This window comes from Paracoccus aminovorans, assembly GCF_001546115.1.
Classification (GTDB): Bacteria; Pseudomonadota; Alphaproteobacteria; order Rhodobacterales; family Rhodobacteraceae; genus Paracoccus; species Paracoccus aminovorans_B.
This window is the reverse complement of record NZ_KQ955208.1, coordinates 1764321-1790742: the sequence shown is the minus strand read 5'-3', so window position 1 is coordinate 1790742 and position 26422 is coordinate 1764321. Positions and strand designations below refer to the sequence as shown.

Below are 26422 nucleotides of genomic sequence, written 5' to 3'. Positions count from 1 at the left end.
TCAGTCCAGGGCAAGCGCCGTCGTCGCCTTCAGCTCCTCCATGGACAAAAGCGCGGTGACGTTGTGGATCTTCACCTCGGAAATCAACGCCTGGTAGAAGCGGTCATAGGCCCGCGCATTCCGCACCCGCACCTTCAGGATATAGTCGATGTCGCCGGCCAGCCGATGCGCCTCGATCACCTCCGGCCTGGCGCGCACCGCGGTCAGGAACTTGCGCGCCCATTCGGGATCGTGCTCGCTGGTGCGGATCAGCACGAAGAAGCAGGCATCGAGCCCCAGCGCATCCGGGTCCAGAAGCGCCACCTGCGCCCGGATCACCCCGGCCTCGCGCAGCTTGCGAATCCGGTTCCAGACCGGGGTCTTCGAGGCCCCGACCCGGGCCGCGATGTCGTCCAGCGACAGAGTCGCGTCCTCTTGCAGCAGGGACAGGATTTTGCGGTCCGTGTCATCCAGCCGGATGGGTGTTTGTCGCTCGTCGCTCATCGTGAAATCCCTTCCTACGCTCGCGCGGAACCGCGGGAGATGTTTCTTATTTCTCCGCCCCACTCGTCAATATGGGGGATTATTTTCTATATTGCAGGGACGGAAAACGAAAGGCAAAGGCCATGTCCAAGGGCTTCACCCCATCCCCCGCAACCCCCGGCGTCATCACGGCGAATGACCTGCGCATGGGCCATTGCGTGTGGATGCGTAACGGCCAGTGGACCGCCGACCCGCGCGAGGCCGAGCTGTTCGAGGACGAGGCCATCGCCGAGCTGGCCCTGCTCGACGCCATCGCCCAGGCCGGCCTGGTCGTCGGCGCCTATCTGGTCGAAGCCAGGCGCGGGCCCGACGGCCGCCCCGAGCCGGCGCATTTCCGCGAAGCGTTCCGCCGCAGCGGCCCGACCCACAAGCATTTCCAGCAAGCCGAAGCCGAGGCCAGCCATGTTTGACGCGCGTCCCCAGCACAACGACCAGCATCGCGAATACCTGCGCCACCGCGCCCAGCAGTTCCGCCGCCAGGTCGAGCGCCGCCTGGACGGCAGCCTGACCGAAGAGGAATTCCGGCCGCTGCGGCTGAAGAACGGCGTCTATCTGCAGCTGCATTCCTATATGTACCGGGTGGCAATCCCCTATGGCGCGCTGACCCCGGACCAGATGCGCATGCTGGGCCATGTGGCCGAGCGCTGGGACCGCGGCTATGGCCATTTCACCACCCGCACCAATATCCAGTTCCACTGGCACAAGCTGGTCGATATCCCGGATTCGATGGATGCGCTGAACTCGGTCGGCATCCACTCGATCCAGACCTCGGGCAATACCATCCGCAACGTCAATGCCGACGCCTTCGCCGGCGCCGCCGCCGACGAGCTGGAGGACCCGCGCCCCTGGGCCGAGCTGATCCGCATCTGGTCCACCGACCATGCCGAATTCCAGTTCCTGCCGCGCAAGTTCAAGATCTCGGTCTCGGCCGGCAAGCAGGACCGCTCGGCGGTCTCGGCCTATGACATCGGCTTGCGCATCGTCGAGCAGGACGGCCAGCGCGGCTTCCAGGTCTGGGTCGGCGGCGGCTTGGGCCGCACGCCCTATCTGGGCCAGGTGATCCGGGAATTCCTGCCGCAGGCGGACCTGCTGCCCTATCTGGAAGCGATCCTGTCGGTCTATAACCTGACCGGCCGGCGCGACAACAAATGGAAGGCCCGCATCAAGATCACCGTGAACGAGCGCGGTCTGGACGTGTTCCGCGCCGATGTCGAGGCAGAGTTCGCGCAGCGCCGCCGGCAGTTCTCGGGCCTGGACCAGGAGATCCTGCGTGACCTGCGCGAGCGTTTCGCGCCGCCGGAGTTCCTGGACGCGCCGGTCGAGGGTTATGAGGCCGCGCGCGCCGCGAACGGCGCCTTCCGCTCTTGGACCGACACCAACCTGCACCCGCACAAGGTGCCGGGCTATGCCAGCGTCATCGTCACGCTGAAGGCGCCGGGCGCCACGCCGGGCGACATGAGCGCCGACCAGATGCGGCTGGTGGCCGACCTGGCCGAGCGGCTGGCCCATGGCGACATCCGGGTGAACCACGACCAGAACCTGGTGCTGCCGCATGTGCGCAAGGCCGACCTGGCCGAGCTTTACGAGGCGCTGCGCCCGGTCGGGCTGGCGACGGCGAACTTCGGCAAGATCACCGACATCATCTCTTGCCCCGGCATGGACTATTGCACCCTGGCGACCGCGCGCTCGATCCCGATCGCGCAGGACATCGCCGCGCATTTCCGCGCCCGCGGCCTGGAAGACGACATCGGCGAGATGAAGATCCGCATCTCGGGCTGCATCAACGCCTGCGGCCATCATCACCTGGGCCATATCGGCATCCTGGGCCTGGATCGGGCCGGCGTCGAGAACTATCAGATCACGCTGGGCGGCGATGGCTACGAGATCCCGACGCTGGGCCAGCGCGCCGGCGCCGGTTTCCCGGCGGACGAGGTGGTGCCGGCCATCGACCGGCTGGTCGACGCCTATCTGGCGCTGCGGGAATCGCCCGAGGAACGCTTCATCGACGCCTATCGCCGTCTTGGGGTGGCGCCGTTCAAGGCGGCGCTGTATCCGGCCGATGCTTGACGACACGCTGGACGCGCGCGCCGCGCGGTTGAATGATCGCTACAAGCATCATGCCGCGACCGAGGTGCTGCGCCGCGCGTTGAAGGACCCGGACTTGGGTTCGACGACGCTGGTCTCGTCCTTCGGCTCGGAATCGGTGGTGCTCCTGCACATGGTCTCGGTGGTGGCGCCGGGCACGCCGGTGCTGTTCATCGACACGATGATGCTGTTCCAGGAAACGCTGGACTATCAGCTCGAGGTCACGCGCAAGCTGGGCCTGACCGACGTGCGGGTGATCCGCGCCACCGAACGCGAGGTGGCGCTGAACGACCCGGACGGCACGCTGCACCAGTTCAACACCGACGCCTGCTGCGATTTCCGCAAGACCATTCCGCTGGAGCGCGAGCTGTCCAAGTTCGACGCCTGGATCACCGGCCGCAAGCGTTTCCAGGGCGGCGAGCGCCAGCAGCTCGACTTCTTCGAATCCGAGCCGCCCTCGCGCCTGCGCATCAATCCCCTGGCGCATTGGCGGCGCGAGGACGTGCAGGAATACATGGCGGAAAACAACCTGCCGCGGCATCCGCTGGTCGCCAAGGGCTATGCCTCGATCGGCTGCGCGCCCTGCACCTCGCCCATCAAGCCGGGCGAGGACCCGCGCGCCGGGCGCTGGCGCGGCCAGGCCAAGACCGAATGCGGCATCCACTTCATCGGCGGCAAGATGGTCCGCGCAGGAGCGAACACATGAGCGATTTCTTTCTGGTCCGCGACGACGGCTTCCATCCCGATGACGGCGCCGAGCCGGTCGTCCTGGCCCCCGGCACCGACCTGGCCACGCTGGACGACTATCTTGGCCACGAGCTGCTGGCCATCGACTTCCCGGCAATGACCGACGGTCGCGGCTTTTCGCTGGCGCGGCTCTTGCGGCAAAAGGGCTACAAGGGTCGCCTGCGCGCCGTGGGCGGCCTGATCGCCGACCAATACGCCATGGCGCGCCGGGTGGGCTTCGACGAAGTCCGCATCCCGGCCGCGCTCGCCGCCCGCCAGCCACAGGAACAGTGGCTCTACCGTGCCGACTGGCAGGATTGGGACCATCGGTCGCGCCTTGCTGGTTGAGTCCGGGGTTTCCCCCCGGCGCCCTTGTGATCTAGATAGACCGGAATCGACATGACCCTGGATGTGCCCGTGGCCGAAGTTGCCGCCAAACCCGCAAAGACCCTGCCCGACGCCCAGACCGTGACCGCGGTGCGGCACTGGACCGACCGGCTGTTCTCGTTCCGCGTGACGCGGCCGGCCTCGCTGCGCTTCCGCTCGGGCGAGTTCGTGATGATCGGCCTGCCCGGCGACAACGGCAAGCCGATCCTGCGCGCCTATTCCATCGCCTCGCCGGCCTGGGACGACGAGCTGGAATTCTATTCGATCAAGGTGCCGGACGGGCCGCTGACCTCGAAGCTGCAGAACATCCGGCCGGGCGACGAGATCATCCTGCGCCCGAAGCCGGTGGGCACGCTGGTGCTGGACGCGCTTCTGCCCGGCAAGCGGCTGTGGTTCCTCGCCACCGGCACCGGCATCGCGCCCTTCGCCAGCCTGATGCGCGAGCCGGAAAGCTATGAGCGTTTCGAGCAGGTCATCATGATGCACACCTGCCGCACCGCCGACGAACTGGCCTATGGCCGCGAGCTGGTCGAGAACCTGAAGCACGACCCGCTGCTGGGCGAGCTTTACGGCGAGGCATTCGCCAGCCGGCTGCTCTATTACCCGACGACCACGCGCGAGACGTCGCCCCATATGGGCCGGATCACCGACAACCTGACCTCGGGCAAGGTCTTTGCCGATCTGGGCCTGCCGCCGATGGATGCGGCGAATGACCGCGCCATGATCTGCGGCAGCCTGGCCTTCAACACCGATGTGAAGGCGGTGCTGGAAGGCTTCGGCCTGCGCGAGGGCGCCAACAGCGAGCCCAAGGAATTCGTTGTCGAAAAGGCCTTCGTCGGCGACGGCATCTGACCCGCTGCCGGGGGCTTTGCGCCCCCGGACCCCCGCAGGATATTTGGACAAGAAAGAAGCCCGGCGTTGACAGTCCGCCGGGCTGTGCCCATGTTCCGGCGCCGAATCATGCGAAGGAATTTTCATGCCTGTCGTCGTCGTTGAATCCCCGGCCAAGGCCAAGACGATCAATAAATACCTGGGCGACGACTATACGGTTCTGGCGTCCTTCGGCCATGTCCGCGATCTGCCGCCCAAGGATGGCAGCGTCGATCCCGATGCCGATTTCGCCATGAAATGGGAGGTGGCGGCGGACTCGCGCAAGCATGTCAAGGCGATCAAGGATGCCCTGGCGGGCGACCCGAACCTGATCCTCGCTACCGACCCCGACCGCGAGGGCGAGGCGATCTCCTGGCACCTGCTGGAGACGCTGGCGCCGGCCCTGAAGAAGGGTGCCGAGGTCAGCCGCGTCACCTTCAACGCCATCACCAAGAATGCCGTGACCGAGGCGATGGCCAATCCGCGCCAGATCGACCAGCCGCTGGTCGATGCCTATCTGGCGCGCCGGGCGCTGGATTACCTGGTCGGCTTCAACCTGTCGCCGGTCTTGTGGCGCAAGCTGCCCGGTGCCAAGTCGGCCGGCCGGGTGCAATCCGTCGCCCTGCGCATCATCGTCGACCGCGAGATGGAGATCGAGGCCTTCAAGGCCCGCGAATACTGGTCGGTCCATGCCCGCCTGGCGACCCCGCGCGGCGATGAATTCGACGCCACCATGACCGTCTTCGGCGGCAAGAAGCTGGAACGCTTCGACATCGCCGATGAAGAAGCCGCCAAGCTGGCCGTCGCCGCGATCCGCTCGCGCGACCTGAAGGTCGCCAGCGTCTCGGCCAAGCCCGCCAGCCGCAATCCCTGGCCGCCCTTCATGACTTCGACCCTGCAGCAGGAGGCCAGCCGCAAGCTGGGCCTGGGCGCGCGGGCCTGCATGTCGGCGGCGCAGCGGCTCTATGAGGCCGGCCACATCACCTATATGCGGACCGACGGCATCGACATGGCGCCCGAGGCGGTGATGGCCGCCCGCGACGCGATCAAGGCCCGTTTCGGCGCGGAATATCTGCCGAAATCGCCGCGTATGTACAAGAACAAGGCCAAGAACGCGCAAGAGGCGCATGAGTGCATCCGCCCGACCGACATGGGCCTGTCGCCCGACCGGCTGCCGGTGGCGGACAAGGACCAGAAGGCGCTTTACGACCTGATCTGGAAGCGCACCATCGCCAGCCAGATGGAATCGGCCCGCATGGAGCGCACCACGGTCGAGATCGCCAGCCCCGACGGCCAGGTCGGCCTGCGCGCCAATGGCCAGGTCATGCTCTTCGACGGCTTCCTGCGCGTCTATGACCAGGGCCGCGACGACGAGGACGACGAGGACGGCCGCCGCCTGCCGCCGATCCAGGAGGGCGAGGCGACCGACAAGCGCTCGGTCACGCCCGAGCAGCATTTCACCCAGCCGCCGCCGCGCTATACCGAGGCGACGCTGGTCAAGCGCATGGAGGAGCTGGGCATCGGCCGGCCCTCGACCTATGCCAGCATCGTCACCACGATCCAGGACCGCGACTATGTCCGCAAGGAGCAGAACCGCCTGATCCCCGAGGACAAGGGCCGGCTGGTCACCATCTTCCTGCTGAAATACTTCCCGCGCTATGTCAGCTACGACTTCACCGCGCATCTGGAGGGCGAACTCGACGACATCAGCGCCGGCGACCTGGCCTATCGCGAGGTGCTGCGCCGCTTCTGGCGGGACTTCACCGCCGCACTGGAAGGCACCAGCGAATTGCGCATCACCGAGGTGCTCGAGGCGATCGACGACGCGCTCGCGCCCGCGCTCTACCCGCCGCGCGCCGATGGCAGCGATCCGCGAGAATGCCCGCTGTGCCACAAGGGCCGGCTGCACCTGAAGACGGCGCGCTCGGGCGGGGCCTTCATCGGCTGCACCAACTACCCCGAGTGCCGCTTTACCCGGCCGATCAGCAGCCCCGATGCCGAGGTGGTCGGCGACACCGTGCTGGGCACCGACAAGGGCGACGAGATCAGCCTGAAGAACGGCCGCTTCGGCCCCTATGTCCAGCGCGGCGAGGCCACGGCCGAGCAGCCGAAGCCGCCGCGCGCCTCGATCCCCAAGGGCTGGGAGCTGGCCGCGGTCGATCTGGAAAAGGCGCTGGCCCTGCTGGCGCTGCCGCGCGAAATCGGCCCGCACCCCGAGGACGGCGTGCCGGTCGAGGCCGGCATCGGCCGCTATGGCCCCTATGTGAAGCACGGCAGCAAATACGCGAACCTGCCCGAGGTGGACGAGGTCTTCACCATCGGCATGAACCGCGCCGTCGAGGTGCTGGCCCAGAAGGTCACCCGCGGCCGCGCCGCCGCCGCCGCGCCGCTGGCGGAACTGGGCGAACACCCCGAGGGCGGCCCGGTGCAGGTCATGGCCGGCCGCTACGGCCCCTATGTCAAATGGGGCAAGGTCAACGCCACCCTGCCGCGCGACCTGGAGCCGGGCGCCGTGACCTTGGAGCGGGCGCTGGAGCTGGTCGCGGAAAAGGCCGGCAAGGCGAAGAAACCGGCCCGGAAGACCGCCGCCAAGGCCGAAAAGCCTCCGGCCAGGAAAGCCGCTGCCAAGAAGCCCGCCGCGAAAAAAACCGCGAAAAAAGCCGAATAGTCAGGCCAGGGACGCCCGCGCCGCCAGCCGCAGCGCATGCGAGGCGTCCCGCGCCACCACCGGCAGCGCCGGATCATAGGCGGCGCGGATCACCCGCGCCAGCGCGGCCGAGGGCTGCACGTCCCGGGCGAATGTCAGCATCGCGCGCACCGCCAGCGCCTCGGCCAATTGCCCCGGATGCGCCTCGGCCAGCGCGCCGCCCATGGCCACCAGCGTGATGCAGGCCCGGATGCCGCCGTCGCCGTCAAAGCGGAACACCCGGTACTGGTCCGCCCGCTGCGCCTTCAGCCGCGCCGGCAGGCCGGGCTGCCCGACCAGCCGGTCGAAATCCGGCACGCCCGCCAGCTCGTCCCAATCGCGGACAAAGAAGCCCAGCATATTGGCGCCCATCTCGGGATCGGTCTCGGCCAGGGGATGACGGGCATCGGCCAGCACCGCCGCCGTGGCGGCCCGGAACACCGCCAGGCTCTCATCCGCCAGGCCGAAGATCACCGGCGCCACCGGCCGCCCCCACCTCGCGCACAGATACTGCCCATCGCGGGTGAACAGCCCCGCGATCTCCTCCGCCTGCATCATTCTCTTTTGTGTCCAAATATCCTCGGGGGTGAATTGCGGCGAAGCCGCAAGAGGGGGCAGACAGCCCCCTCCCCTTCGCGCCGCTCAGCCGACGATCGCCGCCTCGGTTGCCGCGCGCAGCGCGTCCTCGCTGACGCCATCGGCCAGTTCGACGATCTTCAGCCCGCCCGGAACCACGTCCAGCACGCCCAGGTTGGTGATGATGCGGTTGACCACCTTCTGCCCGGTCAAGGGCAGCGTGCAGGCCTTCAGCACCTTCGACTCGCCATGTTTCGAGGTGTGATCCATCACCACCACCACCCGCTTCACGCCGGCGACCAGGTCCATCGCGCCGCCCATGCCCTTCACCAGCTTGCCCGGGATCATCCAGTTCGCCAGGTCGCCGTTCTCGGCCACCTCCATCGCGCCCAGGATCGCCATGGCGATCTTGCCGCCGCGGATCATGGCGAAGCTCTCGGAGCTATCGAAATAGGCGGTCTGCGGCAGTTCGGTCACCGTCTGCTTGCCGGCGTTGATCAGGTCCGGGTCCTCCTCGCCCTCATAGGGGAAGGGGCCGATGCCCAGCATGCCGTTCTCGGACTGCAGCGTCACATGCACCCCCTCGGGGATATAGTTCGCCACCAGCGTCGGAATGCCGATGCCGAGGTTCACATACCAGCCGTCCTGCAGCTCCTGCGCGGCCCGCGCCGCCATCTGGTTGCGGTCCCAGCCCTTGATTTCGCCGGCCATCAGACGGTCTCCTTCTTCCGGGTGGTGCGCTGCTCGATGCGCTTCTCGTGCTGGCCCTGGATCAGGCGGTGGACATAGATCCCCGGCAGGTGGATCGCGTCCGCATCAAGGCTGCCGGTCGGCACGATTTCCTCGACCTCGCAGATGCAGATGCGGCCGCATTTCGCCGCCGGCACGTTGAAGTTGCGCGCGGTCTTGCGGAAGATCACGTTGCCCGACTCGTCCGCCTTCCAGCCCTTGACGATGGCCAGGTCGGCGACGATGCCGCGCTCGAGGATATAGGTCTCGCCATCGAAATCCTTGTGGTCCTTGCCCTCGGCAATCACCGTGCCGACGCCGGTTTTCGTGTAGAAGCCCGGGATGCCGGCGCCGCCCGCCCGCATGCGCTCGGCCAGCGTGCCCTGCGGGTTGAACTCCAGCTCCAGCTCGCCCGAGAGATACTGCCGCATGAACTCGGCGTTCTCGCCGACATAGGAGGAGATCATCTTGCGGATCTGGCGCGAATCCAAGAGCTTGCCCAGCCCGAACCCGTCCACGCCGCAATTGTTGGAGGCGATGGTCAGGTCCCTGGTCCCGGCCTTCAGGATCGCCTCGATCAGCAGCTCGGGAATGCCGCAAAGCCCGAACCCTCCGGCCGCGATCAGCATCCCGTCCCGCAGCAGGCCGTCAAGAGCAGCATCCGCGCTCGCATAGACCTTCTTCATGCATCCCTCCCGTTGTTGGCGCGGCCAGTCTTGGCCCTATTCCCGAAGCCTGTCAACGCGCCGGGAACCGGAACCGCCGCCTCGGGATTGCCCTGCTGAAAGGACCAGCCATGGCAAGGATTTCGCTGCGCCGCGCCTATGATCCGCCCGCCCCGGACGAGGGGCGCCGCATCCTCGTCGACCGGCTCTGGCCGCGCGGCCTCAGCCACCAGAAGCTGGGCGAGGCGCTGTGGCTGCGCGAGATCGCGCCCTCGGATGCGCTGCGGCACTGGTTCGGCCACGATCCGCAGAAATGGCCCGAATTCCGTCGGCGCTACGCGGCCGAGCTCGACGCCAACCCCGCCCCGGTCGAGGCGCTGCGCCGGATCATCGATGAGGGCCCGGTGGTGCTGCTTTATGCCGCCCATGACCGCGACCACAACAATGCCGTGGCGCTGCGCGACTATCTCGGCGCGCCCTGACTCGACCCGCCCCGAGGCTCAGTTCACCCGCTGGCGCGCACGGAAGGGCAGCGGCGCGACCGGAATGCCATCCTCGATGAGCTTCTTCGCATCCTCGAGCTTTGCCTCGCCATGGATGGCGCGCTCGGGCGCCGCACCTTCGTGGATGGCGCGGGCCTCGGCGGCAAAGGACATGCCGACGTAATCGGAATGCGCCTCGACATGGCGGCGCATCGCCTCCAGCGCCGCCTCGCGCGGGTCGCGGGGCGCGCTCAGCGGGGCCGCGTCATCGCCCTTGGCGACGCGCGGCGCCATCACCGCCTTCTCGACCGCCACCGATCCGCATTGCGTGCAGGCGACCTGACCCGCCCTCAGCAGGCTGTCGAAGGCGTCGGAGTTGCGGAACCAGCCGTCGAAGTCATGGCCTTGGTCGCAGCGCAGGGCATATCGGATCATCGCTTGTCCTTTCCCTGTCACATATCAGGATGCCGGCGCCCTTGCGCAAGATGCCGGATCCGCGCCAGCAGCGGCGCCGGGTCACCCGCCCGCGCCAGCAGCAAGGCCCGCGCCGCATCGCCCATGCCGCGTTGTCGGGCGGCGTCACCGGCCAGTTCCGCCAGCACGCCGGGCAGGGCGGCCGCATCGCAGCCCAGCGCCGCGCCCGCGCCGTCCAGCGCCGCATAGGCCTCGGCCTGGTTCGCCACATGCGGGCCATGCAGGATGGCGCAGCGCCAGGCCGCCGGCTCCCAGGGCGTATGGCCGCCGTGATCGACGAAAGAGCCGCCGGTGATGCAGATCCCGGCCGCCGCATACCAGCCCGCCATCTCGCCCAATGTATCGGCCAAGAGCAGCGCCGCCGCCGCCGTTCCGCCCGCGCTGCGCCGGGCAAAACCGAGGCCCCGCGCCGCGATCAGCGCGGCCACGGCATCGCCCCGCTCGGGGTGGCGCGGCGCCAGGATCAGCCGCAGCCCCGGAACGGCTGCGCGCGCGGCGGCCCAGGCGTCCAGCACCAGCGCTTCCTCGCCCTCATGGGTCGAGGCCGCCAGCACCACCAGCCCGCGATCCGCCGCCTCCGGCCCCGGCCGGGTCTGCGCCGGCGCCAAGAGCTTCAGGCTCAGCCGCGCCGCCAGCGCCTCCGGCCGCAGCCCCAGCGCCAGCAGCCGCGCCTCGCTGGCGCCATCCTGCGCCGAAAGCGCGTCGATCCGGCGCAGCATCGGCCCGATCAGCCCCGGCAGGCGCGCCCAAGCCGCGGCCGAACGCTCGGAGATCCGCGCCCCCACCACGACCTGCGCCACGCCCCGCGCGGCCGCCATGGCCGAGCGGTTCGGCCAAAGCTCGTTCTCGACCGTCACCAGGACGCTTGGCCGCACCCGGTCCAGAAAGCGCGCCACCGCCTGCGGCACGTCCAAGGGCGCCAGCGCGCAGGGATAACCCAGCCGCCGCGCCAGGTCGCGCCCGGTCAGGCTGTTCGTCGTCACCACCAGGGGAAACTCGCGCGCCAGCGCCTCGGCCAGCACGCGGGCCGACGTCAGCTCACCGACGCTCGCCGCATGCAGCCAGATGCCGCCGGGCGCGACGGCGGGCCCGGCCAGCGCCAGCCGCTCGCGCCAATCCGCGCCCGCGAGCGGCGCGGCCAGCCCCAGCGCGGCGCCCGCCAAGGCCGAGGCGCCGCGCCAGATCAACGCCGGGCAGCCTCGGCCGCCTCGCGGATGGCGCGGATATTGGCGCCATAGGGCGCGGGATCCGCGACCGAGCCGCCCTTGAACACGGCCGAGCCCGCGACCAGCACATTCGCCCCCGCCGCCGCGACCAGCGGCGCGGTGACCGGATCGACGCCGCCATCGACCTGGATATGGATGGGCCGGTCGCCGATCATGGCGCGCAGCCGCGCGATCTTGGCCGTCTGCGAATGGATGAACTTCTGCCCGCCGAAGCCGGGGTTCACCGTCATCACCAGCACCATGTCGCACAGGTCCAAGAGATACTCGACCGCCTCTGCCGGCGTGCCGGGGTTCAGCGCGATCCCGGCCTTCTTGCCGGTGGCCCGGATCGCCTGCAGGGTGCGATGCGGATGCGGCCCGGCCTCGATGTGGGCGGTGATCATGTCGGCGCCGGCCTCGGCATAGGCCTCGATATAGGGATCGACCGGCGCGATCATCAGGTGCACGTCCATGAAACCGGTCACATGCGGCCGGAACGCCTTCACCGCCGGCGGGCCGAAGGTCAGGTTCGGCACGAAATGCCCGTCCATCACATCGACATGCACCCAGTCGGCGCCTTCCGCCTCGATGGCGCGGATCTCGCGGCCGAAATCGGCGAAATCCGCCGACAGGATGGAGGGCGCGATCTTGATCTTGCGGTCGAATGTCATGGCGGGCTCCTGCACAGGTCCAGCCCCGGTTACCGCCACAACCCGCCAGCCGTCAACACGCGCGAAATGCCGGCTTTCTTTCTTGTCCAAATATCCCGGGGGGGCCGCGCGGCACGCGCGGCGGGGGCAGCGCCCCCCTTGGGCTTTCGCGCACAGGGCCTATATTGAAGGCCAAAGCGCGCCGCCTCCCCGGGCCCCGCGCATCCGCATTCCGAAGGACATAGGATGACCGAAACGAAGGAAATCTCCTGGGACGACAGCGTGCTGCCCTTCCAGCTCGAACGCTCCGGCATGCGCGGCCGCGTGGCGCGGCTCGGCGCCACGCTGGAACATATCCTGACGCGCCACGACTACCCGGTCGCGGTCAGCGCCATGCTGGCCGAGCTGACCACGCTGACCGCGCTGATCGGCCAGACCATCAAGCTGCGCTGGAAACTCTCGCTGCAGGTGCGCGGCAACGGCGCCATCCGCACGCTCGCCACCGATTATTACGCCCCGGAATCCGCGGGCGCTCCCGCCCGCATGCGCGCCTGGGCCAGTTTCGACGCCGAGCGGCTGAACCCCGAGGCCCCGGGTTTCGACCAGCTCGGCCAGGGCTATTTCGCCGTGCTCATCGACCAGGGCGAGGGCACCACGCCCTACCAGGGCCTGACGCCGCTCTCGGGCGGCTCGCTCGCCGCCTGCGCCCAGACCTATTTCGAACAATCCGAGCAGCTGCCGACCCGGTTCGAGCTGACCGTGGGCCGCGCCCGTCTGCCCGGCACCGCGGGCGAGCACTGGCGCGCCGGCGGCGTCATGCTGCAAACCCTGCCCGCCGCCAGCCACGCCGCACCCCAGGGCGAGGCGCTGGAATCCGCCGACATCCTGCAAGGCGCGCAATCCGAGGACTGGACCCGCTCGACCATGCTGATGGCCACGGTCGAGGCGATCGAGCTGGTCGACGCCACGCTGCCGCTGCCGAACCTGGTCTTCCGGCTGTTCCACGAAGAGGAGCCGACCTCGTTCGCACCGCAGCGCCTGGTCTTCGGCTGCTCCTGCACGGCCGAACGGGTGCGCGGCACGCTGTCGATCTATTCGCAAAAGGACATCGGCCACATGACGAACGAGGAGGGCATCGTCACCGCCGACTGCCAGTTCTGCGGCGCGCATTACGAATTCGACCCGAAGAGCCTGGGCTTCGAGGCGACGGTCGATGCCGAGGGCCAGCCGCTGCCGCCGAAAAGCCGCGCCCGCGAAAGCCGGGCCCCAGAAAACCGGGCCTCAGAAAACCGGGCGCCGCATTGAGCCTGATTCGCCAGCAGCTGATGCGGGCCCTGTCGGGAACGACGGGGCCTTCGTCCGACTATGACTTCGGCGCCGCGCCGCCGGGCGAGGCGCCGCTGCGGCCGGCCGGTGTGCTCGCCGCCTTCGACGCCGAAACCGGCCGGCTGATCCTGACCAAGCGCGCCTCGGGCCTGCGCCACCACCCCGGCCAGATCGCCCTGCCCGGCGGCAAGGTCGACCCGACCGATGCCGACGAGACCGCCGCCGCCCTGCGCGAGGCGCATGAGGAGGTGGGCCTCGACCCCGCGCAGGTCGAGGTGCTGGGCACCATGCCGCCGCATCGCACCATCACCAACTATGCCATGACCCCGGTTCTGGCGCTGGTGCACGGCCCCTTCACCCCGATCCGCGAGCTGGGCGAGGTCGACGAGGTCTTCACCGTGCCCTTCGCCCATGTCGCGAACCCGGCGCATTACCATGTCGAGGGCCGGATCTGGCGCGGCGCCCGGCGCGACTATTACGTCGCCCCCTGGGGGCCCTATTACATCTGGGGCGCCACCGCCCGCGTGCTGCACTCCCTGGCCCGAAGGCTCGCCCCATGACCCGCATCACCGCGCCCTTCCTCGACGACCCGGCGCTGCACGCCGTCATGGCCGCGCTCTCGGCCGGGGGGGCGCAGGCGCTGGTGGTCGGCGGCGCCGTCAGGAACGCGCTGCTGGGCGAGCCGGTCGCCGACATCGATCTCGCCACCTCGGCCCGGCCCGAGCAGGTGATCCGGCTGGCCGAGGCCGCCGGGCTGCGCGCCGTCCCGACCGGCATCGAACACGGCACCGTCACCATCGTCGCCCAGGGCCGTGGCTATGAGGTCACCAGCTTCCGCCGCGACGTCGAAACCTTCGGCCGCCGCGCCGTGGTCGCCTTTTCCGACCGGATCGAGGAAGACGCGCAGCGCCGCGACTTCACCATGAACGCGCTTTATGCCACCGCCGAAGGCGCGGTGCTGGACCCGGTCGGCGGCCTGCCCGACCTGGCCCGGCGCCGGCTGCGCTTCGTCGGCGACGCCGAGACCCGCATCCGCGAGGATTACCTGCGCATCCTGCGCTTCTATCGCTTCCTCGCCCGCTATGGCCGCGAGGCCGACCTGCACGCGCTTGCCGCCTGCGCCGCGCTGCGCGACGGCTTGCGCGAGATTTCCCGCGAACGCATCGGGCACGAGATGCGCAAGCTGCTGGACGCGCCCGACCCGTCGCGGGCGCTGGCGCTGATGGCCGAGGCGGGCGTGCTGCCGCTGGTGCTGCCCGGCGCCGATGCCGGCGACATGGCCGAGCTGGTCGCGGCCGAGCATGACTTCGGCAGCGGCGCCCTGCCCTGCTGGCCGCGCCGGCTGGCGCTGCTGGCGGCCGACGACCCCGGCGCCGCCCTGCGCCTGTCGCGCGACGAGGCGCGCGAACAGGATCGCATCGCCCAGGCGCTGGCGCTGCCCGCCCCCGAGGCCGCCTATCGCCTCGGCCGCCGCGCCGCCGCGCAATCGGTGCTGATCCGCGCCGCCCGCGGCGAGCCGCCGCCCTTCGGCTGGTGCCACGCCGTCGCCAAGGGCGACCAGGCGCAATTCCCGCTGGCCGCCCGCGACCTGATGCCCGATCTGTCGGGCCCGGCGCTGGGTGCCGCCCTGAAACGGGCCGAGACGGCCTGGATCGACCACGACTTCGCCCTGGGCCGCGACCAACTGCGCCGCATCGCCCTGGAACAGGATAGCTGATGCACAATCTTTTCGCCCGCCTGATCGACGCCTTCCGCCCGGCCGAGGGGCCGCCGCCGCGCACGCTGCTGGCCTTCTTCCGCTGGTGCCTGTCGGGCGCCTGGCCGGGGCTGGTGATCGCCGCCGTCGCCTCGGCGCTCAGCGGCATCGCCGACATCGTCTCGGCGGTGATGCTGGGCTGGGTGATCGACGCGGTGACCACGACCACGCCCGACAGCCTGCTGGCCGACAAGGGCGCGCTGATCGCGGGCTTCGTGATCTTCTTCCTGGTGGTGCGGCCGGCGATCTTCGGGCTTTCGACGGCCAGCTCGTCCGTGATCATCGGCCCGAACCTGTTCCCGCTGGTGCTGTCGCGGCTGCACCGCTGGACCATGGGCCATTCGGTGACCTTCTTCGACAACGACTTCGCCGGCCGCATCGCGCAGAAGCAGACCCAGACCGCGCGGGCCGTGACCGACGTCGCCTCGGAATTCGTCAACGTGGTGGCCTTCGCGCTGGCCTCGATCCTGGGCTCGGCGGCGTTCCTGGTCTCGGTCGACGGCTGGGGCGCGCTGGCGATGCTGGTCTGGCTCGCGAGCTATGTCGCGCTGATCCGCTTCTTCCTGCCGCGCATCCGCAGCCGCTCGGCCAGCCGCGCCTCGGCCCGGGCGCTGGTCACCGGGCAGGTCGTCGACACCATCACCAACATCAAGACGGTGAAGCTCTTCGCCCATGCCGAGCATGAAGAAAACGTGGCCTTGGGCGCCATGGCCGGCTTCCGCGAACGCGCGCTGGACTTCGGCCGGGTCTCGACCTGGTTCCGCTTCTCGCTGATGTTCGTCGCCGGCGCCCTGCCGGTGGTGCTGATCGGCGGCACGCTGCTTTTGTGGCGCGACGGGCTGGCGACGGCCGGCGACATCGCCGCCGCCGGCGCCATCTCGATGCGGCTGGCGCAGATGACCGGCTGGGTCAGCATGGCGCTGATGGGCGTCTGGGGCTCGATCGGCGAGGTCGAGGACGGCATGAAGACCCTGTCGCCGCCCCATGCCCTGACCGACAAGCCCGGCGCCGTGGGCTTGGGCCGGGTGGCGGGCCGCATCGACTACGACCATGTCAGCTTCGCCTATGGCCGCGACACGGGCAGCGGCGGCATCCGCGACCTCGACCTGCACATCGCCCCGGGCGAGAAGCTGGGCGTGGTCGGCGCCTCGGGCGCGGGCAAGTCCACCATGGTCTCGCTGCTCTTGCGGCTCTACGACGTCGAAGAGGGCGCCGTCCGCGTCGATGGCCACGACCTGCGCGACGTGACCCAGGAAAGCCTGCGCCGCAACATCGCCATGGTCACGCAGGAAACCGCGATGTTCAACCGCTCGGCCCGCGACAATATCCTTTACGGCCGCCCCGACGCCACCGAGGACGAGATCATCGCCGCCGCCCGCGCCGCCGAGGCCCACGACTTCATCCTGTCCTTGCAGGACCACATGGGCCGCAAGGGCTATGAGGCGCATCTGGGCGAACGCGGGGTGAAACTCTCGGGCGGCCAGCGCCAGCGCATCGCGCTGGCCCGCGCGCTGCTGAAAAACGCCCCGATCCTGGTGCTGGACGAGGCGACCAGCGCACTCGACAGCGAGGTCGAGGCCCAGGTGCAGGAGGCACTCTCGCGCGCCATGCAGGGCAAGACCGTGCTCGCCATCGCCCACCGCCTCTCGACCATCGCCGAGCTCGACCGCATCGTGGTGCTGGAGGCCGGCCGCATCGTCGAACAGGGCAGCCATGCCGAGCTGCTGGCCCGCGGCGGCACCTATGCCCGCTACTGGAACCGCCAGTCCGGCGGCTTCCTTGGCACCGACGACGATCCGGCGGAGGCCGCCGAGTGATCTGGGACATCGCGCGGCTGGGCCGCAAGGGCGACGGCGTCGCCATCTCGGGCGAGGCCCGCGCGCTGGCCGCCCTGACCCTGCCCGGCGAAACCGTCGAGGGCGAGGCCCAGGACGGCCGCATCGCGGCCCCGCGCATCCTGACGCCCTCGCCCGACCGGGTGCGGCCGCCCTGCCCGCATTATCGCGCCTGCGGCGGCTGCGCGCTGATGCACGGCTCGGATGATTTCGTGAAGGCCTGGAAGGTCGGCGTGGTGACCGAGGCCCTGCGCGCCCAGGGGCTGACCGCCGCCATCGCCGGCGTGCATGTCTCGCCACCCCGTTCGCGCCGCCGCGCCGTGCTCTCGGGCCGGCGCACGAAAAAGGGCGCGCTGGTCGGCTTCCACGCCCGCGCCTCCGAGGTGATCGTGGACCTGGCCGAATGCCACGTCCTGCGCCCGGCAATCCTTTCGGCCCTGCCGCTCCTGCGCGAGCTGACCGTGACGGGCGCCTCGCGCGCGGGCGAGTTGTCGCTGACCGTGACCGAGACCCCCGCCGGCCTCGACATCGCCACCAGCGGCGGCAAGCCGATGGACCCGGCGCTGTTCTCGGCCCTCGCCGCGCTGGCCGAGCGCGGCGACCTGGCGCGGCTGACCTGGAACGACCAGCCGATCACCCGCCGCCCCCCGGCCCTGGTCATGGGCCGCGCCCAGGTGGTCCCGCCGCCCGGCAGCTTCCTGCAAGCCACGGCCGAGGGCGAGGCCGCGCTGCTCTCGGCCGTGCGCGACATCACCCGCGGCGCCGGCCGCCTGCTCGACCTCTTCGCCGGCTGCGGCACCTTCACCCTGCCGCTGGCCGAGACCGCCGAGGTCCATGCCGTCGAGGGCCTTGCCGCGCCGCTCGCCGCATTGCAGGACGCCGCCCGCCGCGCCGCCGGCCTGCGTCGAATCACGACCGAGATGCGCGACCTGTCCCGCCGCCCGCTGCTGCCCGACGAGCTGGGCTATGACGCAATCGTGATCGACCCGCCGCGTGCAGGCGCCGAGGCGCAAGCCCGTGAAATCGCCCGGATCGGCGCGGCAAAACTGGCTTGGGTCAGCTGCGATCCGGTGACTTTCGCAAGGGATGCGCGGATTCTCGCCCAGGGCGGCTGGGTGATCTCCCGGCTTTTCGTCATCGACCAGTTTCGCTGGTCGCCGCATGTCGAGACCGTGGCGGAATTCCGCCGACGCTAGCGAAGTTTTAACCTCTGTGGTATTTCATAGCAAAACGAGGCGCATAACGCGCGCAGAGGGCAGTGATGATTCAGGCAATACGCGCTTTGGTCGCGGTGGTATCCATCGCGCTTCTGGCAAGCTGCGGCGGCGACAGCAGCCAGCCCGCACCCAGCAAGTTCAAGTCCTATTCCGGCCCGCCCGTCACCCAGGTCGTGGTCAAGAAGGGCGAGCGCAAGCTTTACCTGATCTCGGGCCGGACGGTGCTGAAAAGCTACGACGTGGGCCTGGGCAGCCAGCCCGTCGGCGCCAAGGTGTTCGAGGGCGACGGCAGGACCCCCGAGGGCGTCTATTTCATCGACCGCAAGAACCCGGCCAGCCGCTATCACCTGTCGCTGGGCATCTCTTACCCTTCGGCGCAGGACGTGGCGCATGCAGCGATGCTGGGCCTGCGCCCCGGCGGCGACATCATGATCCACGGCCTCGGCCCCGAGGGGCGGGCGCTGGTGAAGCAGCGCCGCGACTGGACCGCCGGCTGCATCGCGGTGACGGATGAAGAGATCGAAGAGATCTTCGCCATGCTGCAACCCGGCGTGCCGGTCTTCGTCTACCCCTGAGACGGTCTCGCAACAGCCACGGCCCCGCCGGCGCGGGGCTTTCCTTTCGGCAAGACGGCTTTGCGGTCACCTGCAACGGACCGGCATCACCCGCACAAGCCAACGCTTCCAACGATTGTCGAGCGTCTTCGCGGCACCACGGTCTTTCGCGACCTCGATCCAACGTCAGGAATTGTTCTTCGGGAAGATCATCCCAGCAGGTCCATGGTCCGCCGGACGGGCTGAAAGGCCATGGCCCAAGCCGCCGGAATGGCGACGATCAGCGCCAGCACCGTCGAGCCGACCGAGATGATGACCGAGTTCATGAAATGCGCGCCGTAGTTCGAGCGGGCCTGCAACTCGGCATAGCTGGCCGTTGTCCAGGGCGCCGACAGCACCTGCAAGGGCGTGCGGATCGCATCGGTTTCCGACTTGAAGCTGAGGATGACGGTCCACAGGATCGGCAGGAAGATCAGGAAGCCGATGCTCCATGCCGCGACGGTGACGACGGCCCCTTGGGTGGGGGAAGTTTTGCGTGCCATGGCTTCCTCATGCGTCCAGGTTCTTGCCGATCATCCGCATCAGGAAGATCGCGACGATATTGGCCAGGATGACCGCGATGATGCCGCCGGCCGAGCCGCCGCCACGTCGAAGGACAGAAGCGATTGCGAATAGACCAGGCCGGCAGGTTGGTCGATGCGACGCCGGGGCCGCCGTTGGTCGTGACCAGGATCTAGGCAAAGATCGACAACAGGACGATGGTCTGGATCAGCACCACCACCGTGATCGAGCGCATCAGATGCGGCAGCGTCAGGTAACGAAAGCGCGAAAGCCAGCCGGCGCCGTCCATCTCGGCCGCCTCCATCTGCTCGCTGTCCAAGGATTGCAGCGCGGTCAGCAGGATCAGCGTGGCAAAGGGCAGCCAGCTCCAGGAAACGATCAGGATGATCGACATGAGCGGCGCCTGCGACAGGAAGTCCAGCGGCGCGAACCCCAGCGCCTTAGCCAGATGCGCGAACATGCCGTTGACCGGGTTCATAAGAAGCTCTTCCACACCAGCGCAGAGACCGTAGGCATGACGAAGAGGGGCGCGATGACCATGACCCGGACGATCCCCTGCCTCCAGAAGGGCTGGTTCAGCAGCAAGGCCAGGGCGATGCCGCCGATCATGTGAACGAAAGCAAGCCAAGGACCAGATACAGCGTGTTCTTCAGCGCGATCCAGAACGAGGGCTGCGTCGCGAAGTAATAGTAGTTGTCGAAACCCGCCCAGGTCTCCATCCCGGGCATGAGCAGGTTGTAGCGCAGGAAGCTGAAATAAACGATCATGCCCAGGGCACGATCATCCACAAGAGCAGCAGGAGACCGAGGGGAGACCATCAGGCGCGCAAGCGCGCGCGAATGCGCGGTGGCCATGCGTGTCTCCAATGAAAGATGATCGGCGCGTGCGGACGGGAAATCGGCCGCTCTCGAAAAGGGCGGAGCTTGCCGCTCCGCCCCCCTCCAGGGAGGAGCCCTTTACTTGGGGTAGCCGACGCGGGTCATCTCGCGCGCCGCGTAGTCCTGGGCGGCCTTCAGGGCCGCTTCGACGCTCGTCTGCCCGGCCAGCGCAGCCGAGATCTGCTGGCCGGCAACCGTGCCGATGCTCTGGAACCGGGGGATCGTCACATATTGGATGCCGGTATAGGGCACCGGATCCTTCGTGGGCTTGGCCGGATCTGCCGCCTTGATCGAGGCCAGAACGGTCGCGGCGACCCGCCTCGACCGCGAGATACGTTTCCAGGCGGATGACGCCGGTCTCATCAATCTGCGTCCCGAGATGAAAGGCCCGTCGGATCCCGAACTGCGCCGCCTGACGGTCGGCCGCCTGCAGCATCTGCGGAAGATGGAACTCGCAGCCGAACTGGCGCCGGGCGACTGGGTGATGGCCGATAGTGCCGAGCAGGTGCTGTGGCGCCCGCAGCCTGATCATCCCACATATCTGACGAGTTGGGCGCCCATCACAGATGGGCAGCCACAGCCGCGCACCTGTCCGATTTCTTCCGCCACCGGCTCCTGGTCGCACGTCCTGCGTGCGACCGAGGACTGGCTTCATCTTCTCATCCTGTTTTTTGGGAGGACTTCCCATGTCCAAGACCACCTGTTCCTCGCACGACACCCGCGCCCCGCTCTCTGCCACTGACCTGCCGCTCGTCATTCATCATGGCGAACTGCATGCCCATTGGGTCGAAGCGGCGCGGAGCAAAGGCTTCGATCTGATCGCCCGCATTCGGGACCGCCTGCATGTCGCGCTGCGCTGCCAGACCTGCGGCGGGGTCCATGTGGCGCGCCACTCCGTGGTCATGAACGCGCAGCCCTTGTGCCCGCATTGTATCGAAGCGCGTTGGCGCGCGACCGCCATAGCCGCCGGCCTGACCTGGCTCGGCCGGAATCCGGATCATCGCCACTACGGCCGCTATCTCCCGCCCTGTGGCCACGAGATTCGGCGCCAGTTCACCTTCGTTGAGCGTGTCGCGTCCGGCGTGGTTTCGGCACGCTGCGAGACCTGTCTCGTCCATCGCGAAGAGGCAGAGGCACTGCGTTTCGGCTGGACGCGCCTCGGGCGCGATCCGCAGGGCAATCCGAACTATCGGCTCTATCGTCACAGCTGCGGGCACGAGCAACGCATCGCTCGCGCCAATCTGCAATGGGGCCAGTGCGACTGCGCCGGTTGCGGGCAGAGCTGGACCGCCAAGCCCAGCTTCATCTATCTTCTCGACATCCGTCACCCCCAGACCAAGAGGCACTATCCCAAACTTGGGTATTCTTCCCGTCCCGTAAAGCGTCACAAACACCAGCTCGGGCTCCCAAAAGATGCTGAGGTCGAGGTGCTCCGGGTCGTCGCGATGCCCACCGGCCACGACGCCTGCGCCCGCGAGAAGGCCGCCCATGCCCGCCTCAAGCGCGCACATCCGGAAGCCTTGGTCCCCCATCCGGAATACGCGGACATCATGAATGTCGTGTCCGAGATCTACCAGCCCGAGGCGCTTCCCATCCTCCACGACACCCTCGACCGGATCGAGGCGGAAGTCATCGATGCGGCACACAACCGGACTCCGGATGCCATCTCTGCGCCGCCCCGAACCGGGGCAGACGGCAACCCGGAAGGCGCGAACAACATCCCGGAAGCGCACACGCCTGCGGCATCGGTCCCCCGGGTTCCGGCAACGTCCAACCCCGGCCCGCCAGGGCAGCGCGGGATCGCCACCCGATCCTGCGCCGCCACTGGGGCCTGACCGGACAGCGGGTTCCGGACGGGGCGAATCCGGATCGCACGAAGAGCCATTCTCGCTGATCCGGATACCCCCGGGACAAACGAGACGGCAGCGCGCCTCGTCGCGATCCGGAAGTCCGTCCCACGTCGGACGAATGCCAAGTTGCCTGCCGCCCGCATCCCGGAATCCGGATCCGAACGGATCCGATACGCCCGCCGTTCGGAGGCTTCCGGATCCCCGCCGGCCCCAGACCTGACACCTACATCCCATCCCGCCCCTCGGGATCGCGGCCCGCTCTGCCATCTGCCCCGCCGCCATCCGGAATGCCGGATGGCCAGCCTCTCTTATACCCGGAATCCTGCCATGACCCAGACAATCTCCACCCCGTCCAGCAACCCTGACCCCAAATCCGGAACCCGTCATCCCGCGCCTTGGGCTTCCTTGGCCCGTCACGCCATCCGCCGCCTGCAGGTCGATCTGGCCGAGAGGCTGACCCCGTCATGGGATCCCGCGCTCGACCCGAAAGATGCGGATCTGCCTGAGCTGCTGGAGGCCGCCATGTCGCCTTCGGGATCCGCCGCGCTGGATGCCCTGAACACCAGCCCCAACGCGCAAAATGTTTCGCCCGAAGAGTTCGACGCGATCGCGGACGCCGGCGGCGATCCGGCCGCCACAGCCGCCAATGGCACATCGCATCCGCGTATCCTTCTGCCGGCGAGCAAGCTGATCCCGCTGCTGCGCCTTGCCGCCAGTATCGGCAGCCTCAAGCACCGCGACGCGATGCTGGTGCCGGGCGCCATCACCGTGATCGAAGGCATTCCTAACGATCTGGTCGATGCGCTCAAGAAGCTGCTGCCGCATGCGTTGCCGACCGGCTGGTCACTGGCCATGTCCATGGGCCGGCTGCCTCGCGACACGCCTTATCTGCTGGTGCTGGGCCCGGAACTCATGAACGGAAAAATCTCTGAGCACGCCGGACGCGGGTTGCCGCAGAGCTGGCAAGCGCCATCGACATGCGGGTCCCGATCCTGATCCTGCTGCCGGATGTGGCAACCCCGCCCCAGGTGCTGCACCACCCGCCTGTCCAGCGACGGGCATTCGCGCCTCTGTCGGCTGAGATCCTGATCACCGCGCTCCGCTCCACGCACAGCGCCACCGGCCGGATCGACGAGGCCGCGGTGCGCGCCGCCTTGCCGGACGACGCCGCGCTGTCTGACCTGGAGCCCCTGGCTCTTGGTCTGGCGATGCGTGCGCCGACCGCGAAGGCCGTCGCCGAACGGATCGCAGCCCTCACGGTCAAGGCGCCACGCGCCATGGCCGACGGCCCCTGGCTCGAGGATATCCATGGCGACAGTCCGGCACTACGGGCCGCGCACCAGATTGGACTGCCCCCACCGAGTGGTCCGGGTTGATTGTTAGTGCATCGTCGGCCGCTGGTCTATTGGGATGACGGCTTCCGGTGCGGGTGGGCGGTATCCCAGGGAGCTGTGCGGCCTGACAGTGTTGTAGTGGCGGCGCCATCGCTCGATGAGGATCTGGGCCTCCCTGAGCGAATAGAAGACTTCTGCATCCAGGAGTTCGTCGCGGAATCGAGCGTTGAAGCTCTCGCAATACCCGTTCTCCCAGGGTGAACCCGGCTCGATGAACGCGGTCTTGGCACCAACTGCGCCGATCCAGCCCTGCACCTTCTTGGCAATGAATTCCGCGCCATTGTCGGACCTTATGAACGCAGGCGGGCCACGCAAGATGAACAGATCCGTCAGGGCGTCGATTACGTCGGTGGAATTGAGCCTGCGGTTTACACGGATCACCAGCGCCTCCTTCGTGAATTCGTCGATGATATTGAGCGTCCGAAACAGCCGTCCGTCATGTGTCCGGTCCTGAACGAAATCATAGGACCAGACGTGGTTCGGGTGCTCCGGCCGGAGACGGACGCAGGACCCGTCGTTCAACCAGAGCCGACCCTTCTTTGCCTGCTTTTGCGGGACCTTCAGCCCTTCACGCCGCCATATCCGTTCCACGCGTTTATGATTTACATGCCAACCGGCGTTGTTCAGCAATCCGGTGATCATCCGATAGCCATATCGCCCGTAGGTGCGAGCGAGCGTGATGATGTCTTCCGTCAGCCGTTCTTCGTCCGGGGCGCCGCAAGGAACCTTGCGTTGCGTCGAGCGGTGCTGCCCGAGGATGCGGCAGGCGCGGCGCTCGGATATGCCGAGCGCCTGCCGCACATGGTCAATGCACTGGCGACGGCGCGAAGGGCTTAGAAGTTTCCCCGTGCAGCCTCGCTCAGGATCATCTTGTCCAAGGTCAGATCTGATACCGCGCGCCGCAACCGCTGGTTCTCCGCCTCAAGCTCCTTGAGACGCTTCAGCTGATCCCGGTTCATGCCGCCATACTGCTTGCGCCAGCGATAATACGTCGGCTCGGTCACGCCGATCTGCCGCACCGCGTCGGAAATTGCCATTCCCTGTCCATGAAGCACTTCAATCTGTCGAAGCTTCAGAACGATGTCTTCCGGTTTGTCTCGCTTGCCTGCCATCTGATGGTCCTCCTGAACAGGATATTTCTATCCCAGTGGGTGGACCACTTCAGTGGGGGCACTCCACCGGCCATGCTTCGCTCGGAACCCGGCGGTGAGCTGCCAGTTTTCGCCTTTGATGTCATGGACGATGGCCGAGCCGGGCCAGGTCAGCAGCGTCGGCACCACCAGCCCGACGCCCTTGCCGGATCGGGTGGGCGCGAAGCAGAGCACATGCTCCGGCCCGTCATGGCGCAGGTAGTCCTGATCGTAGCGGCCGAGCACGACGCCATCGGGGCCGAGCAGCCCGGCTCACTCGATCTCGGGCCGCTCCGCCCAACGCGCCGATCCGTAGGTGTCGACGTCGGCAGCCTCGCGGGCGCGCATCACCGAGAGGGTGATGGCGACACCGATGGCCAGAAACCCGCCCGAGGCGGCGATGATGCCGCCCTCGACAAAAATGCGCGGGGCATAGGCATCGTAGAAGTACCACCACCAGAACAGTGCCGGCGGGTAATAGACCGGGATACCATAAAGCTCGAACCAGGCCGGGCCGAGCTGCGGCTGGAAGCCGAGCCGCCAGGCCGTCCATTGCGTGCCGGACCAGACCGAGATCAGCACGATCAGGAAGACCACGATGATCTGTCCCCAGAGGATCTTCGTGCCGGACATGAAATCTGGTTTCCCTGCAGGTATCTGATGCATTGAGGAAAACGCGCCCGTCGCAGGATTCAACAGTTACGCCTCCGCGGGTCGCAGGCTGGCGCAGGGCAGCGTGGAAATACTTACAGGGCGCGGCGTTCCGACCGCCAGTGCAAGTTGCTGACCACGATCATAAGATTGGCCAGCTTCGATCATGAAACTGGACACCCTGATTCCTATACTGCTGATCGCCACTGGAGTGCCCCCACTGAAGTGGTCCACCCACTGGGATAGAAATATCCTGTTCAGGAGGACCATCAGATGGCAGGCAAGCGAGACAAACCGGAAGACATCGTTCTGAAGCTTCGACAGATTGAAGTGCTTCATGGACAGGGAATGGCAATTTCCGACGCGGTGCGGCAGATCGGCGTGACCGAGCCGACGTATTATCGCTGGCGCAAGCAGTATGGCGGCATGAACCGGGATCAGCTGAAGCGTCTCAAGGAGCTTGAGGCGGAGAACCAGCGGTTGCGGCGCGCGGTGTCAGATCTGACCTTGGACAAGATGATCCTGAGCGAGGCTGCACGGGGAAACTTCTAAGCCCTTCGCGCCGTCGCCAGTGCATTGACCATGTGCGGCAGGCGCTCGGCATATCCGAGCGCCGCGCCTGCCGCATCCTCGGGCAGCACCGCTCGACGCAACGCAAGGTTCCTTGCGGCGCCCCGGACGAAGAACGGCTGACGGAAGACATCATCACGCTCGCTCGCACCTACGGGCGATATGGCTATCGGATGATCACCGGATTGCTGAACAACGCCGGTTGGCATGTAAATCATAAACGCGTGGAACGGATATGGCGGCGTGAAGGGCTGAAGGTCCCGCAAAAGCAGGCAAAGAAGGGTCGGCTCTGGTTGAACGACGGGTCCTGCGTCCGTCTCCGGCCGGAGCACCCGAACCACGTCTGGTCCTATGATTTCGTTCAGGACCGGACACATGACGGACGGCTGTTTCGGACGCTCAATATCATCGACGAATTCACGAAGGAGGCGCTGGTGATCCGTGTAAACCGCAGGCTCAATTCCACCGACGTAATCGACGCCCTGACGGATCTGTTCATCTTGCGTGGCCCGCCTGCGTTCATAAGGTCCGACAATGGCGCGGAATTCATTGCCAAGAAGGTGCAGGGCTGGATCGGCGCAGTTGGTGCCAAGACCGCGTTCATCGAGCCGGGTTCACCCTGGGAGAACGGGTATTGCGAGAG

Annotated in this window: 27 protein-coding genes and 3 pseudogenes; 18 read left to right on the top strand and 12 right to left on the bottom strand. The window is 67.8% G+C overall.

Annotated elements, in window-relative coordinates:
* On the bottom strand, window positions 1-483 hold the full coding sequence (locus ASV56_RS09225; RefSeq protein WP_062561703.1) for an Lrp/AsnC family transcriptional regulator: 483 nt from the start codon (window positions 481-483) through the stop codon (window positions 1-3).
* A gap of 122 nt (window positions 484-605) precedes the next feature.
* Here ASV56_RS09225 and ASV56_RS09220 point away from each other — a divergent pair, with 122 nt between their 5' ends.
* The 6 genes from ASV56_RS09220 to topA all read left to right on the top strand — a co-directional run bounded on the left by ASV56_RS09220 (window position 606) and on the right by topA (window position 7258).
* Window positions 606-932, top strand: a complete 327-nt coding sequence (locus ASV56_RS09220) for a DUF2849 domain-containing protein (protein WP_062561702.1) — start codon at window positions 606-608, stop codon at window positions 930-932.
* On the top strand, window positions 925-2589 hold the full coding sequence (locus ASV56_RS09215; protein ID WP_062561701.1) for a nitrite/sulfite reductase: 1665 nt from the start codon (window positions 925-927) through the stop codon (window positions 2587-2589). The genes ASV56_RS09220 and ASV56_RS09215 overlap by 8 nt, the downstream gene beginning before the upstream one ends.
* A complete protein-coding gene (locus ASV56_RS09210) occupies window positions 2582-3313 on the top strand; it encodes a phosphoadenylyl-sulfate reductase (protein WP_062561700.1) in 732 nt (243 codons plus the stop codon). Before ASV56_RS09215 ends, ASV56_RS09210 begins: the two co-directional genes overlap by 8 nt.
* Window positions 3310-3681, top strand: a complete 372-nt coding sequence (locus ASV56_RS09205; protein ID WP_062561699.1) for a DUF934 domain-containing protein — start codon at window positions 3310-3312, stop codon at window positions 3679-3681. Before ASV56_RS09210 ends, ASV56_RS09205 begins: the two co-directional genes overlap by 4 nt.
* A 51-nt stretch (window positions 3682-3732) precedes the next feature.
* A complete protein-coding gene (locus ASV56_RS09200) occupies window positions 3733-4572 on the top strand; it encodes a ferredoxin--NADP reductase (RefSeq protein ID WP_062561698.1) in 840 nt (279 codons plus the stop codon).
* A 124-nt stretch (window positions 4573-4696) separates the two neighbouring features.
* Window positions 4697-7258: a type I DNA topoisomerase gene (gene topA / locus ASV56_RS09195; protein WP_062561697.1), complete on the top strand. Its 2562-nt coding sequence runs from the start codon at window positions 4697-4699 to the stop codon at window positions 7256-7258.
* Here topA and ASV56_RS09190 read toward each other — a convergent pair whose 3' ends face one another.
* The 3 genes from ASV56_RS09190 to ASV56_RS09180 form a co-directional block, all read right to left on the bottom strand.
* Complete coding sequence (locus ASV56_RS09190; RefSeq protein ID WP_062561696.1) at window positions 7259-7834, bottom strand: hypothetical protein; 576 nt, start codon at window positions 7832-7834, stop codon at window positions 7259-7261. It lies immediately after the preceding gene.
* 84 nt (window positions 7835-7918) lie between these two features.
* A complete protein-coding gene (locus tag ASV56_RS09185; RefSeq protein ID WP_062561695.1) occupies window positions 7919-8563 on the bottom strand; it encodes a 3-oxoacid CoA-transferase subunit B in 645 nt (214 codons plus the stop codon).
* Complete coding sequence (locus ASV56_RS09180) at window positions 8563-9267, bottom strand: CoA transferase subunit A (RefSeq protein ID WP_062561694.1); 705 nt, start codon at window positions 9265-9267, stop codon at window positions 8563-8565. The genes ASV56_RS09185 and ASV56_RS09180 overlap by 1 nt, the downstream gene beginning before the upstream one ends.
* Before the next feature lie 110 nt (window positions 9268-9377).
* Here ASV56_RS09180 and ASV56_RS09175 point away from each other — a divergent pair, with 110 nt between their 5' ends.
* Entirely contained in the window at window positions 9378-9728 is a 351-nt protein-coding gene (locus ASV56_RS09175; RefSeq protein ID WP_062561693.1) for a DUF488 domain-containing protein, read from the top strand.
* A gap of 18 nt (window positions 9729-9746) precedes the next feature.
* On the opposite strand, the gene ASV56_RS09170 is transcribed toward ASV56_RS09175, so the two are convergent.
* Genes ASV56_RS09170 through rpe form a run of 3 tightly spaced genes read right to left on the bottom strand, consistent with a single transcriptional unit; the run spans window position 9747 to window position 12078 of the window.
* Window positions 9747-10163: a DUF1178 family protein gene (locus ASV56_RS09170; protein ID WP_062561692.1), complete on the bottom strand. Its 417-nt coding sequence runs from the start codon at window positions 10161-10163 to the stop codon at window positions 9747-9749.
* 17 nt (window positions 10164-10180) lie between these two features.
* Window positions 10181-11389, bottom strand: a complete 1209-nt coding sequence (locus ASV56_RS09165) for a 3-deoxy-D-manno-octulosonic acid transferase (protein WP_062561691.1) — start codon at window positions 11387-11389, stop codon at window positions 10181-10183.
* Window positions 11386-12078, bottom strand: coding sequence for a ribulose-phosphate 3-epimerase (gene rpe / locus ASV56_RS09160; RefSeq protein ID WP_062561690.1), 693 nt, complete (start codon window positions 12076-12078; stop codon window positions 11386-11388). Before rpe ends, ASV56_RS09165 begins: the two co-directional genes overlap by 4 nt.
* Before the next feature lie 225 nt (window positions 12079-12303).
* On the opposite strand from rpe, the gene ASV56_RS09155 reads away from it, so the two are divergent.
* The 6 genes from ASV56_RS09155 (at window position 12304) to ASV56_RS09130 (ending at window position 18766) form a co-directional block, all read left to right on the top strand.
* The gene (locus tag ASV56_RS09155) at window positions 12304-13362 is read left to right on the top strand and encodes an Hsp33 family molecular chaperone HslO (RefSeq protein ID WP_062561689.1); all 1059 of its coding nucleotides are present in this window, start codon (window positions 12304-12306) and stop codon (window positions 13360-13362) included.
* Between the two features lie 20 nt (window positions 13363-13382).
* Entirely contained in the window at window positions 13383-13943 is a 561-nt protein-coding gene (locus ASV56_RS09150; protein ID WP_062562298.1) for an NUDIX hydrolase, read from the top strand.
* Window positions 13940-15100 carry a CCA tRNA nucleotidyltransferase gene (locus ASV56_RS09145; protein WP_062561688.1) on the top strand — a complete coding sequence of 387 codons (1161 nt, stop codon included), beginning with the start codon at window positions 13940-13942 and terminating at the stop codon, window positions 15098-15100. The genes ASV56_RS09150 and ASV56_RS09145 overlap by 4 nt, the downstream gene beginning before the upstream one ends.
* Window positions 15100-16956 carry an ABC transporter ATP-binding protein gene (locus ASV56_RS09140; RefSeq protein ID WP_062561687.1) on the top strand — a complete coding sequence of 619 codons (1857 nt, stop codon included), beginning with the start codon at window positions 15100-15102 and terminating at the stop codon, window positions 16954-16956. The genes ASV56_RS09145 and ASV56_RS09140 overlap by 1 nt, the downstream gene beginning before the upstream one ends.
* Window positions 16953-18170, top strand: coding sequence for a class I SAM-dependent RNA methyltransferase (locus ASV56_RS09135; RefSeq protein ID WP_062561686.1), 1218 nt, complete (start codon window positions 16953-16955; stop codon window positions 18168-18170). The genes ASV56_RS09140 and ASV56_RS09135 overlap by 4 nt, the downstream gene beginning before the upstream one ends.
* A gap of 65 nt (window positions 18171-18235) precedes the next feature.
* Window positions 18236-18766 (top strand): L,D-transpeptidase family protein, encoded by a 531-nt coding sequence (locus tag ASV56_RS09130; RefSeq protein ID WP_082724775.1) that lies wholly within the window; start codon window positions 18236-18238, stop codon window positions 18764-18766.
* 188 nt (window positions 18767-18954) lie between these two features.
* On the opposite strand, the gene ASV56_RS09125 is transcribed toward ASV56_RS09130, so the two are convergent.
* The 3 genes and pseudogenes from ASV56_RS09125 to ASV56_RS22700 form a co-directional block, all read right to left on the bottom strand.
* On the bottom strand, window positions 18955-19287 hold the full coding sequence (locus ASV56_RS09125) for an ABC transporter permease family protein (RefSeq protein WP_216635377.1): 333 nt from the start codon (window positions 19285-19287) through the stop codon (window positions 18955-18957).
* Between the two features lie 7 nt (window positions 19288-19294).
* Window positions 19295-20160: pseudogene (locus ASV56_RS09120) on the bottom strand (carbohydrate ABC transporter permease).
* A 102-nt stretch (window positions 20161-20262) separates the two neighbouring features.
* Window positions 20263-20436: a type 2 periplasmic-binding domain-containing protein gene (locus ASV56_RS22700; RefSeq protein WP_216635376.1), complete on the bottom strand. Its 174-nt coding sequence runs from the start codon at window positions 20434-20436 to the stop codon at window positions 20263-20265.
* A gap of 34 nt (window positions 20437-20470) precedes the next feature.
* Here ASV56_RS22700 and ASV56_RS23945 point away from each other — a divergent pair, with 34 nt between their 5' ends.
* The 4 genes from ASV56_RS23945 (at window position 20471) to ASV56_RS24395 (ending at window position 23410) form a co-directional block, all read left to right on the top strand.
* Complete coding sequence (locus tag ASV56_RS23945) at window positions 20471-20926, top strand: hypothetical protein (RefSeq protein WP_172823709.1); 456 nt, start codon at window positions 20471-20473, stop codon at window positions 20924-20926.
* Window positions 20871-22019: a hypothetical protein gene (locus ASV56_RS09110; RefSeq protein ID WP_253879941.1), complete on the top strand. Its 1149-nt coding sequence runs from the start codon at window positions 20871-20873 to the stop codon at window positions 22017-22019. The genes ASV56_RS23945 and ASV56_RS09110 overlap by 56 nt, the downstream gene beginning before the upstream one ends.
* Before the next feature lie 342 nt (window positions 22020-22361).
* Entirely contained in the window at window positions 22362-23030 is a 669-nt protein-coding gene (locus tag ASV56_RS24400) for a hypothetical protein (RefSeq protein WP_253879939.1), read from the top strand.
* Window positions 23012-23410 carry a hypothetical protein gene (locus ASV56_RS24395; RefSeq protein ID WP_253879937.1) on the top strand — a complete coding sequence of 133 codons (399 nt, stop codon included), beginning with the start codon at window positions 23012-23014 and terminating at the stop codon, window positions 23408-23410. Before ASV56_RS24400 ends, ASV56_RS24395 begins: the two co-directional genes overlap by 19 nt.
* Before the next feature lie 3 nt (window positions 23411-23413).
* On the opposite strand, the gene ASV56_RS09100 is transcribed toward ASV56_RS24395, so the two are convergent.
* Together ASV56_RS09100 and ASV56_RS22695 are read right to left on the bottom strand one after the other, a co-directional pair.
* A protein-coding gene (locus ASV56_RS09100) for an IS3 family transposase (RefSeq protein WP_152988090.1) occupies window positions 23414-24540 on the bottom strand; the annotation gives its coding sequence in 2 pieces (ribosomal slippage) (window positions 23414-24276 and window positions 24276-24540; 1128 coding nt in all).
* A 66-nt stretch (window positions 24541-24606) separates the two neighbouring features.
* Window positions 24607-25191: pseudogene (locus ASV56_RS22695) on the bottom strand (type IV secretory system conjugative DNA transfer family protein); the annotation flags it as partial.
* A gap of 291 nt (window positions 25192-25482) precedes the next feature.
* On the opposite strand from ASV56_RS22695, the pseudogene ASV56_RS09075 reads away from it, so the two are divergent.
* A pseudogene (locus ASV56_RS09075) lies at window positions 25483-26422 on the top strand (IS3 family transposase); the annotation flags it as partial.

What these genes read in the sequence shown, in the direction of transcription:
- ASV56_RS09110 (WP_253879941.1), top strand. Translation starts at nt 20,871, where the DNA reads ATGTCCAAGACCACCTGTTCCTCGCACGACACCCGCGCCCCGCTCTCT.
- ASV56_RS09205 (WP_062561699.1), top strand. Translation starts at nt 3,310, where the DNA reads ATGAGCGATTTCTTTCTGGTCCGCGACGACGGCTTCCATCCCGATGAC.
- ASV56_RS09185 (WP_062561695.1), bottom strand. Translation starts at nt 8,563, where the DNA reads ATGGCCGGCGAAATCAAGGGCTGGGACCGCAACCAGATGGCGGCGCGG.
- ASV56_RS09150 (WP_062562298.1), top strand. Translation starts at nt 13,383, where the DNA reads ATGCGGGCCCTGTCGGGAACGACGGGGCCTTCGTCCGACTATGACTTC.
- ASV56_RS24400 (WP_253879939.1), top strand. Translation starts at nt 22,362, where the DNA reads ATGACCCAGACAATCTCCACCCCGTCCAGCAACCCTGACCCCAAATCC.
- ASV56_RS09220 (WP_062561702.1), top strand. Translation starts at nt 606, where the DNA reads ATGTCCAAGGGCTTCACCCCATCCCCCGCAACCCCCGGCGTCATCACG.
- ASV56_RS09175 (WP_062561693.1), top strand. Translation starts at nt 9,378, where the DNA reads ATGGCAAGGATTTCGCTGCGCCGCGCCTATGATCCGCCCGCCCCGGAC.
- ASV56_RS09170 (WP_062561692.1), bottom strand. Translation starts at nt 10,163, where the DNA reads ATGATCCGATATGCCCTGCGCTGCGACCAAGGCCATGACTTCGACGGC.
- ASV56_RS09145 (WP_062561688.1), top strand. Translation starts at nt 13,940, where the DNA reads ATGACCCGCATCACCGCGCCCTTCCTCGACGACCCGGCGCTGCACGCC.
- topA (WP_062561697.1), top strand. Translation starts at nt 4,697, where the DNA reads ATGCCTGTCGTCGTCGTTGAATCCCCGGCCAAGGCCAAGACGATCAAT.
- ASV56_RS09180 (WP_062561694.1), bottom strand. Translation starts at nt 9,267, where the DNA reads ATGAAGAAGGTCTATGCGAGCGCGGATGCTGCTCTTGACGGCCTGCTG.
- ASV56_RS09210 (WP_062561700.1), top strand. Translation starts at nt 2,582, where the DNA reads ATGCTTGACGACACGCTGGACGCGCGCGCCGCGCGGTTGAATGATCGC.
- ASV56_RS09190 (WP_062561696.1), bottom strand. Translation starts at nt 7,834, where the DNA reads ATGATGCAGGCGGAGGAGATCGCGGGGCTGTTCACCCGCGATGGGCAG.
- ASV56_RS09130 (WP_082724775.1), top strand. Translation starts at nt 18,236, where the DNA reads ATGATTCAGGCAATACGCGCTTTGGTCGCGGTGGTATCCATCGCGCTT.
- ASV56_RS09125 (WP_216635377.1), bottom strand. Translation starts at nt 19,287, where the DNA reads ATGGCACGCAAAACTTCCCCCACCCAAGGGGCCGTCGTCACCGTCGCG.
- rpe (WP_062561690.1), bottom strand. Translation starts at nt 12,078, where the DNA reads ATGACATTCGACCGCAAGATCAAGATCGCGCCCTCCATCCTGTCGGCG.
- ASV56_RS09200 (WP_062561698.1), top strand. Translation starts at nt 3,733, where the DNA reads ATGACCCTGGATGTGCCCGTGGCCGAAGTTGCCGCCAAACCCGCAAAG.
- ASV56_RS09155 (WP_062561689.1), top strand. Translation starts at nt 12,304, where the DNA reads ATGACCGAAACGAAGGAAATCTCCTGGGACGACAGCGTGCTGCCCTTC.
- ASV56_RS09140 (WP_062561687.1), top strand. Translation starts at nt 15,100, where the DNA reads ATGCACAATCTTTTCGCCCGCCTGATCGACGCCTTCCGCCCGGCCGAG.
- ASV56_RS09225 (WP_062561703.1), bottom strand. Translation starts at nt 483, where the DNA reads ATGAGCGACGAGCGACAAACACCCATCCGGCTGGATGACACGGACCGC.
- ASV56_RS09215 (WP_062561701.1), top strand. Translation starts at nt 925, where the DNA reads ATGTTTGACGCGCGTCCCCAGCACAACGACCAGCATCGCGAATACCTG.
- ASV56_RS24395 (WP_253879937.1), top strand. Translation starts at nt 23,012, where the DNA reads ATGCGGGTCCCGATCCTGATCCTGCTGCCGGATGTGGCAACCCCGCCC.